Source organism: Clostridium sp., assembly GCF_016650095.1.
Lineage (GTDB): Bacteria > Bacillota > Clostridia > Clostridiales > Clostridiaceae > Clostridium_AD.
Genome location: NZ_JAENWL010000114.1, coordinates 1 through 9,476 on the forward strand (window position 1 = coordinate 1; position 9,476 = coordinate 9,476).

Consider the following 9,476-nt stretch of genomic DNA (forward strand, 5'->3'; position numbering starts at 1 on the left):
AAGACATGAATTTAGAAGACATGAATCTTGGGAATGGTGATGGAGAAAAAAGTATTGGTAATATTTTTAATGGGTTATTATCGCCCTCTGATGAAAATAAAGATTTTATAAAGGATAAACTTGAAACTTCCTCTAACATTAAAAAAGAATCTGAAGATAAATCGAAAAAGAATTGGTTTAAAAAGAAAAGAAAGCACCTAGATACATATGGCATAAACCTAACAAATAAGGCAAATCAAAATGAAGTTGACAAAGTTGTTGGAAGGCATAAAGAAATTGATCGCGTGGTACAGATTTTAAACAGAAGAAGTAAAAATAACCCCATATTAATTGGCGAAGCAGGCGTAGGTAAAACAGCTATTGCTGAGGGGTTGGCTGTAAGAATTGCAGAAAGGCAAGTGCCAGAAAAATTATTCAATGCTGAAGTTTATCTGCTTGATCTCACCGCTGTGGTTGCAGGTACACAATTTAGAGGCCAATTTGAAGGACGTATGAAGTCAATTATTGAGGAAGCTAAGGAAAGTGGAAATATAATATTAGTTATTGATGAGGTACACAATATTATGGGCGCTGGTGAAGTTCAGGGTGGAGCAATGAACGCAGCAAATATTTTAAAACCAGCTTTGGCTAAGGGTGATATACAAGTTATTGGAGTGACTACTTTGGAGGAATATAGAAAATATATTGAAAAAGACGCAGCACTTGAGAGAAGATTTCAGCCAGTCCTAGTTGAAGAACCCTGTATAGATGAGGCCATAGAAATCTTAAAAGGAATAAGAGGTTACTATGAAGAATATCATAAAGTTAAAATATCTGATGAAGTAATTGAAGAAGCTGTAAATTTATCTGAAAGATATATAACAGACAGGTTTCTGCCAGACAAAGCTATAGATGTTATTGATGAAGCCGGATCTCGTGCTAATTTAAAAAATAAAGGTCTTGTGGAACTTGCAGGCTTAAAAGAAGAATTAGAGATAATTCAAAATGGAAAGCTGGAGGCAGAAGATACTGGAAATTTTGAAAAAGCAGCAGAACATAGGATGAAATTATGCAAAATGAAAGAAAATATAAATGAAATTGAAAAAAAATGTAGTGAAGTTCAAATTACTAAAGAGGATATTGCATTTGTAATTGAGGCATGGACTAAAATTCCAATGCAAAAAATTACAGAAAAAGAAGCGGAAAAGCTATTAAACTTGGAGAGCAGGCTCCACATGCGAGTTATTGGGCAAAATGAGGCTATTATGAGTTTATCTAGAGCAATTAGGCGGAATCGTTCAGGATTTAGGAAAAAGAAGAAGCCATCCTCCTTTATTTTTGTAGGACCGACAGGGGTTGGGAAAACAGAGCTAGTCAAAACACTATCCTGTGAGCTTTTTGGAAGTGAGGAAGCATTAATACGTATCGATATGTCTGAATACATGGAAAAACACACTGTTTCCAAGTTAATTGGTGCACCACCAGGATATGTAGGGTATGATCAGGGTGGTCAATTAACTGAAAAAGTTAGAAGGAAGCCTTATTCAGTAATTCTTTTAGACGAGATAGAGAAGGCTCATCCTGATGTATTTAATATGCTTTTACAAATTCTTGAAGATGGAAGACTAACAGATAGTCAAGGTAGAACTGTTTTCTTTGAAAATACTGTAATAATAATGACATCTAATGCAGGTACTCAGTTTAAAGCAGGTAGTATTGGGTTTGTTCAAGGCGATTATGATATTTTAGAAGCACGAGTAAAGGACGCTTTAAAAGAGACCTTTAGGCCAGAATTTTTAAACAGAGTAGATGAAACTATTGTATTTACTCCTTTGAAAAAGGAAGAACTTCGCAAAATAGTAGACTTAATGATTATGGAAGTAGTAAGCGAGGCACGCGAAAAGAAAATTATATTGAATGTTTCGGGTGAGGTAGCTGACTTTATACTAGAAAAAGGATATGATGAAAAATATGGTGCGAGGCCACTAAGGAGAGCTATTCAAAAATATATTGAAGATGAGGTTGCAGAGTATTATCTCGAAAATAAATTAAGTGAAGGGTCAAAGATAACTGTAGAATTAAAAGAAAATAAAATTGTTATAATATAAACTACAAAAGCTACTGAAAATTATTCAGTAGCTTTTGTAGTTTAATTCTTTATTGTTCGATTTTTTGTTTTTGGAAAGTATAGGCTCTTCTAGAATTATAAAGCTTGTACTGTTGTTCGACATAAACAACTGAATTGAAAATAACTTCACATAGAAATATTGCAGAAAATATATCCATTATAACGTGTTGTTTAACGAATTGAGTGGATATTATAATGAGAAATCCTAAGACATTGACGGGAATTTTAAATGATTTTCTAGCATTAGTAGCATTAATTCCTTTAACAGCTAGGTAGGAAGTAATTACATGTATGCTTGGAAAACAATTGTATGGCGCGTCAGAATTATAGGTAAATAAAATAAGTTTTGAAAATATATCATCACCTGTAACAATAGGCCTTGTTACAACGGTCTGAAAAAAATAAAAAGTAAAAAAGGCAACAATATAACATAAACTCAAAGTAAGCATAATTTTATAATAAAATTTTCTGTTTTTAAAGCACAAATAAACAAAACAAAAGGCTAAGAAAAACCATAAAGACATATAAGGTATTATAAAGATTTTTACAAGTGGTAAAAATCTATCTAAATCAGTAGATAGATCATAAACTCCTCTTTGAGTATTATTTAGTGACCAATAAAATAAATTAGAAAAAGGAATAGAACTAATAAGTAAAAGTGGCAATAAATTTCTAAAAAGTTTCTTCAAATAATCAATCCTTTCTTCTTAGACTAGTTTAACTGAAAATTACAATAGTTTCAATCATTTTATTCAAACTATTGTATGAAAATTGTGTAATTACTACAAGAATTAAACAATTGTATTGTACATAGATTGTAAATGTGATTAAATAATATCGCACTTTGGTGTCACAACCATGTCCTTGCCATCTGGCAGAAACAGGAGATTGTATATTATGCTCACAGCTAGCAGGTGAAAATTTCTGTGACTGCAGTAATTGGAATGGAGTATGTATATATCAAGAATATGTTTCAAACAATTACAAGGCAAAAGAAAGTAGAAAATATTACAATTGCAAAATACTAAAGAAGAATAAATTAGAAAATAATATTATTATATTTGCCCTGGAGGTAAGTGGTAAATTAGTAAGTGAATTGGTCCATGCAGGAAGTTATGTTTTTGCACGACGTCCAGATACAGAAACAAGTTTTGATACGCCAATATCAATAATGGATACTGATACGAGAAATAATACCATAACTATTGCTATAGAATTAAAAGGAGCAAAAACCAAAGCATTAGATATGCTAACTCTAGGGGAGATGATGCTCGTAAAAGCACCATTTTGGAATGGAATTTTAGGACTAAAAAACATATATGAAACTAAGAATAGTAAATGCTTAATTGTAGCAAGAGGTATAGGGCAAGCACCAATGATACCACCACTTAAGCAATTATATGCAAATAATAATGAAATTATAGTTGTACTTGATAATTCGCCTTATGAAAATGGATTCGTTGATGAGTATTTAGAAAAATATGCATCAAAAGTTATAAAGTGTAATACTATATGCCGAGGCATAATTACAGAGGAATTTAATAATATATTGAATGATTTAATTAATAAAAATGATATTAGGTTAGTACATTGTGATGCTGCAGACGTTTTAAATTATGAATTGATGAAGGTTGTAGATGAGATAGATAAAAATATTAAATATTCTTGTTGCAATAATGCAAAAATGTGCTGTGGAGAAGGAATATGTGGTTGTTGCACAAGAAAAAATAATGATCGTAAATTGAGAAGGCTCTGCAAAATGCAGACAGAACCTAAATATGTATTGGAAGGGAGGAGAATATTTTGAAGGTTATCGTAATTGGTGGTGGATGGTCTGGTTGTAGCGCAGCAATCATAGCAAAAAAAGCAGGTGCAGAGGTAGTCTTATACGAAAAAACAGATATGCTTTTGGGGCTGGGTAATGTAGGTGGCATTATGAGAAATAATGGAAGATACACTGCTTCAGAAGAAATGATAGCCTTGGGGGCAGGAGACTTAATACATTTGACCGATGAAAATAGTAGACATAAAAACATTGATTTTCCTGGGCATAAACATGCTTGGCTTTACGACGTAAACAGGATTGAGCCAGCAGTGGCAAAACATTTGAAATCTATGAATATAGAAGTAAAACTTATAACAAGAGTGGTAGATGTTGAAAAAGAGGGCAATACAATAAAAGGAATATATTTATCGGACGGGAAATATGTCGAGGCTGATGTATTTATAGAAACTACAGGTTCAACAGGGCCAATGGGTAACTGTTTAAAATATGGAAATGGATGTTCAATGTGTGTTTTGAGGTGTCCAGCTTTTGGTCCAAGAGTAAGTATAAGTTATAGGGCAGGAATTGAAGACTTAAAGGGAGAAAGAGAAGAAGACGTATATGGAGCATTTAGTGGGTCGTGTAAACTAGCTAAGGAGTCGCTAGCCGATGATATTATAAAGCAACTTGACGATACAGGAGTAGTTGTTTTAAAGGTTCCGGAAGAAGACATAAATTTAGATAAACTTAAATTAAAGGTATGTCAACAGTATGCCCTTAAAGAGTTCGCAGAAAATATGATTCTATTAGATACAGGTCATGCAAAACTTATGACTTCATATTACCCATTAGAAAACTTAAGAAAAATTAAAGGACTTGAAAATGCAAAATATATAGATCCATACGCAGGGGGAAAGGGAAACTCTATAAGATACCTATCTGTAGCTCCAAGAACAGACAGTATGAAGGTTATAGGATTAGATAATTTGTTCTGTGCAGGTGAAAAGGCGGGGCTATTCGTCGGTCATACGGAAGCCATAATGACGGGGGCGCTGGCCGGACATAATGCAATAAGAAACTGTTTAGGAATGCCTCTTTTGATATTGCCAAGATCACTAGCTGTTGGGGATATAATAGCCTATGCAAATGAAAAAATGAGTTCTAAAGAAGGAAGAACAAACAGATATACATTTGCGGGAGCAGAGTATTTTAACAGAATGCAAGAAAATGGACTTTATACTTTGGAAATAGACAAGATTAAGGGGAAAGTAGAGAAATTAAATTTAACTGATATATTTAATGAAAAACTTATTTAGATTAAGAAATGTATATTTTATAGAGTAATACAAATAATACTTTCATGTGGAAAAGATTTTTTATATACGGTTTTTTAGGTCTGTTGGCTGAAGTTTTGTGGAATGGGTTTGGGGCAATGTTTAAGGGTGATATATTACTTAGGGGCACTACTTGTATCTGGATGTTACCTATATATGGGTTGGCTGTATTTCTTGAACCTGTGCACTATAGGATTAAACATCTTCCGTTTATTGTGAGGGGAGGAATATATATGATTCTTATATTTGCAGTAGAATTAGCTAGCGGACTACTGCTTAGGTCGATTTTAGGTGTGTGCCCTTGGAACTATGTGAACGATAAAATGTCAGTTTGTGGAATAATTACATTGAACTATGCACCAGTATGGTTTGCTTGTGGCATTATGTTTGAAAAAATACATGATGCTATACTACGAATTGAGAACAATGCTAATGATTATGCTAAATGATCTTGGATAATATAAAAATGGAATAAAAAAAATAATATACCAATTATCATAATACATTTGTTTATTATGATAATTGGTATATTATATGAAGATAATAAATAGTTACTATTAGTTAAAAAGATGGTTTTGGAACATTAATTTTATTTACAATGAAACCTGATACATAATCAAATTCATGCCATTTTTCAATGAGAACTTTGTCACCTAAGAAGGTTGACTCAAGCGGTGCATTATTGTCAATATAAAGTTTAGAAGTAGAGTTAAATAAAAATATTCCATCAGCCCCGGCTTCATATACATTATAAGCCCGCAGTAAATACTGCTGTATATCTAGGAACACCTTGTTGTTAATATATAGGCCTTGCTTTACTAACGCTTCTTCTTCTTTTGTTATATCATGACCACTAACATCTGCGGAGACACCAATATATAATCGTACATTTGTATCTTTAACCATATCTACGTAAGGCTTAATATTAAAGAATTCTTCTGGACCAATGCTTGATGGTACCAATGTATTAAGTAAACCTTCATTAATCCAAGTTTTAATATCAAAACCATATTGAAGTGGATCGTTGTATGGCACTCTTATGGTAATGGTTTTATCTTTTGGTAGTTTATTTCTAATAGTTCTTAAAAATTCATTCATGATGAGCACCTTTTCTTCACTAGATGCTTCTGTTCCAAAAAGTGTTGGATACCTACAAAAATCCAATGTTATTCCATCTACGTTATTGAAAGAATCCATTTCTAAAAGTATATTTCTTATATAAGCTCGAACCTCTGGGTAGTAATAGCTTAGGTTAAAACCTCCAGTTTGAACAAACTGATTATAGTCTTCATACATAGCCCCATTTAAAAATCCGTAAATATCTGGATCATAAAATGTATCCATTCTAAGCGATGCATTAACTTTGATGCCATTTTCATGCCCACTATCAGCTACGATCTCTAGGGGGGACTTACCTGAGTTTAATATATTCATTATTTGATATTTTGCTAATGTATCCCCGCTTCTAAGTTGATCATCATAGGCTTCAACACCATCAAAAACAGTGCCAGCATATTTGCTATTATAAGTTAACATACCTGTAGTTCCTAAACACCAATTTACTTCTGCGACATTTTTACCTGTAAGGTTACCTATAGTGTTACTAGTAAGTGCCTCTACACTAGGGTGTTTTCCTAAGAAAAAATCGGTGTATCCATCAAAATCATAGATAACTGTTTTTTTATTCACTTGTTGCTTTTGATATAAGAATACCTGTTGCTGTGATAACCCTATTAATTTAATATAAGCAATTCTTGCCCTTTGTGAGGGGTTTAGAAAAAGTTTAATTGAGTTGTTATTAAAGTTTGATATTATTGCAGATTTTTCATAAATCCACTGGTCCCCAAATAACTCGTTAGATTTAAGAGAAATGTCGCTAGTTATTTGGATAGGAGAGGGATCATCTGTTTTACCAATTTTAAAGCTCTCTGTACCAGTCACATATCCAACATAAACCCTAAACCAACCATTTAATTTTACGGGCATACTTAACGCTAGTGCATTTTCTCCATTTTCAATTATTGTTCCAGTATTTTTGTTCTCATAATCTGTGTAAGAGTCCAATTCCCAGCCACTATGCTCTGCATCACTTTGGTCTTGTGATATCATTTTATCCATTTGAGTATATATGTACACACTGGATGGCAGAGAAGTTATAGTCTGACCTGGATCTAAAGTAGAGGTTGAAATATTCATATTTACAAATTTTGATGTTTCTTCAACTTGAACATTGCCTGTAACAAGCTTTAATACAAGCTTCATTTTTCCGGATTGAGTTATATTATTAATTGTAGTAGAGATATTTTTATTATGTACTAATACAGGAGTAGATTCCGCTACAAGATTATCATTTTTGTATAAGTATGATTTAATATAATACTGACTATCGTTTATAATATTCTCATCGTCATATGCCATAGTTATAGAAGCAGTTACACTTTGGTTTTCGTCATCAGTTGCTACAGTATAGTTTTCTATCGATAATGATTTGACTATAGCAAAATTTTCAATATAGATTTTATTGACTCCGGTAAGTGCATCAGTCATATCGTTAAAGAGAACAACCATGTCATTAATGCTGGTACTTGCTAAGTTGGGATTATTAAAGTTGGCTATGGGATTTCCATCTAATAATACCGAAATTAGTTCATTTCCATCATTTCTGATTGACCACCTATGAATATTATTATCTTTAGGTAAATATGCATCAACGGTTTGAAAAGGAGTTGATGCTGTAGATTTGTTCATTAAACTTATTTTTATTTTGTTATCATTGTCTTTGCTATTAAAACTTAAGCGATATCTTTTCTTGTTAGCAACTGTATCAATTATAAAACCTCTCGAGACGTTATTCTTAGTAGGAGTCTGTAAATCCATTATTTTAGCATCGAATTCTATACTAAAAGGCCCCCCTCCTATCTCCAAATTTTTTGAGATTTTTGAAATCGAATTTTTAGTGTTGTTATAAAATAAATATTGTTCATACGGAATATGAGTAGTATATTTTTCATTCTCACTATTATCTGCTATAAATGAGTTCTGTGTATAGTAAGAGTCTTTGACCCACCCACTATTATCTAGATTATTGCAGTTATCATTAAAAATAACCTTAATGTTTTTAGTATTTTCTACAAGTATGGTATTGTTTATTTTAAAATTCATTTGTATAGGTTCTTGTAACTTCTTATTGTCGAGTGAATAAATATCTGTATCTATTTTCAAAGAATATTGTTCACCTAGATTATATCCTTTTACTGGTGGTTTAACTATAATAGATTTCAGATCTTTTCCTAATTTCAATTCTGTAGTTACTGACGTCCCCGCATTATCTACTACGGTTATAGATTTCTGTAATGTATCATCAAATTTAAGTTTTTTGTTAAAGTTGATATTCCATACTTTATTTGAACCAACCATTTCATCATTGATTGATTCAAAGGCATATGAGTTATGTGAAGATGATAATAAAATATAAAATGTTAATAATAAAACAAATGCAGTTTTTAATAATTTTTTCATCTATTGTTATACCCCCTGAATATATTTACTTATATATTCTTTAATATTTTAACACAAGTTATATTATTTTATAATAAGTTTGGGGGAGATTTATCATATTTATATATTTTTCATGTGTTCAATATTTGAGTTTGTGAAAAATTAATATTACAGTTGTATTAATTTTTGAGATGTGCTAAAATTACAAAAACTATATTAATTATTAATTATTAATTAATAATTAATATAGATTAAAAACCAAATTAAGGAGGAGATATTAGTGAAGAATCAAGAACTAATGATCATAAAACAAGCAATTATTAACGAGATAGAAGGATATGAATTTTATAATATGGCAGAGAGCAAATCTAATTCCCCAGAAGTTAAAGGTGCTTTTTTAGAACTAGCAGCAGAAGAAATGCAACATGTGGTTTGGTTAAAGGATATGTTTAATAAGGTTAAAGATGATAATATTGTGGATTTTCAATTGGCATTAATCTCAGAACCAACTTCACCTGCAATTTTTAAGTGGGAGAATATTGATAGAAAGGATGCAGCCATCACAGTATCTGCTTTCGGAATTGGAATGCAGATGGAAAAAGCATCTATTGAATACTATGTAAAAGCTGCTAAAGAAACGAGTCTTAAAGAAGCAAGGGAGCTATATAATATTTTAATTAAATGGGAAAAAAACCATTTGGAAAAGTTTTCATCCCAGTATGAAGAGTTAAAAGAAGAATGGTGGTCAGAGCAAGGTTTTGCACCATTTTAA

7 protein-coding genes are annotated in these 9,476 nt (G+C 31.7%); 5 read left to right on the forward strand and 2 right to left on the reverse strand.

Annotation, left to right across the window (positions count from 1 at the left end; translation table 11 throughout):
* A partial coding sequence (locus JJE11_RS08660) for an ATP-dependent Clp protease ATP-binding subunit (RefSeq protein ID WP_291634599.1) occupies positions 1-2,087 on the forward strand: 2,087 nt, incomplete at its 5' end.
* 49 nt (positions 2,088-2,136) lie between these two features.
* Here the strand turns inward: JJE11_RS08660 and JJE11_RS08665 are convergent.
* Positions 2,137-2,796 carry a phosphatase PAP2 family protein gene (locus JJE11_RS08665; protein ID WP_291634601.1) on the reverse strand — a complete coding sequence of 220 codons (660 nt, stop codon included), beginning with the start codon at positions 2,794-2,796 and terminating at the stop codon, positions 2,137-2,139.
* A 158-nt stretch (positions 2,797-2,954) separates the two neighbouring features.
* On the opposite strand from JJE11_RS08665, the gene JJE11_RS08670 reads away from it, so the two are divergent.
* Genes JJE11_RS08670 through JJE11_RS08680 form a run of 3 tightly spaced genes read left to right on the forward strand, consistent with a single transcriptional unit; the run spans position 2,955 to position 5,655 of the window.
* Positions 2,955-3,914, forward strand: coding sequence for a sulfide/dihydroorotate dehydrogenase-like FAD/NAD-binding protein (locus JJE11_RS08670; RefSeq protein WP_291634613.1), 960 nt, complete (start codon positions 2,955-2,957; stop codon positions 3,912-3,914).
* Positions 3,911-5,188 (forward strand): FAD-dependent oxidoreductase, encoded by a 1,278-nt coding sequence (locus JJE11_RS08675; RefSeq protein WP_291634603.1) that lies wholly within the window; start codon positions 3,911-3,913, stop codon positions 5,186-5,188. Before JJE11_RS08670 ends, JJE11_RS08675 begins: the two co-directional genes overlap by 4 nt.
* 44 nt (positions 5,189-5,232) lie before the next feature.
* Positions 5,233-5,655, forward strand: a complete 423-nt coding sequence (locus tag JJE11_RS08680) for a hypothetical protein (RefSeq protein WP_291634605.1) — start codon at positions 5,233-5,235, stop codon at positions 5,653-5,655.
* 112 nt (positions 5,656-5,767) lie between these two features.
* Here the strand turns inward: JJE11_RS08680 and JJE11_RS08685 are convergent, their stop codons facing one another.
* A complete protein-coding gene (locus JJE11_RS08685) occupies positions 5,768-8,725 on the reverse strand; it encodes a hypothetical protein (RefSeq protein WP_291634608.1) in 2,958 nt (985 codons plus the stop codon).
* A gap of 259 nt (positions 8,726-8,984) precedes the next feature.
* Here JJE11_RS08685 and JJE11_RS08690 point away from each other — a divergent pair, with 259 nt between their 5' ends.
* A complete protein-coding gene (locus JJE11_RS08690) occupies positions 8,985-9,476 on the forward strand; it encodes a ferritin family protein (protein WP_291634610.1) in 492 nt (163 codons plus the stop codon).

Excerpts from the sequence above, each read along its gene's own strand:
- JJE11_RS08685 (WP_291634608.1), bottom strand. The coding sequence starts at position 8,725 with ATGAAAAAATTATTAAAAACTGCATTTGTTTTATTATTAACATTTTAT.
- JJE11_RS08680 (WP_291634605.1), top strand. The coding sequence starts at position 5,233 with ATGTGGAAAAGATTTTTTATATACGGTTTTTTAGGTCTGTTGGCTGAA.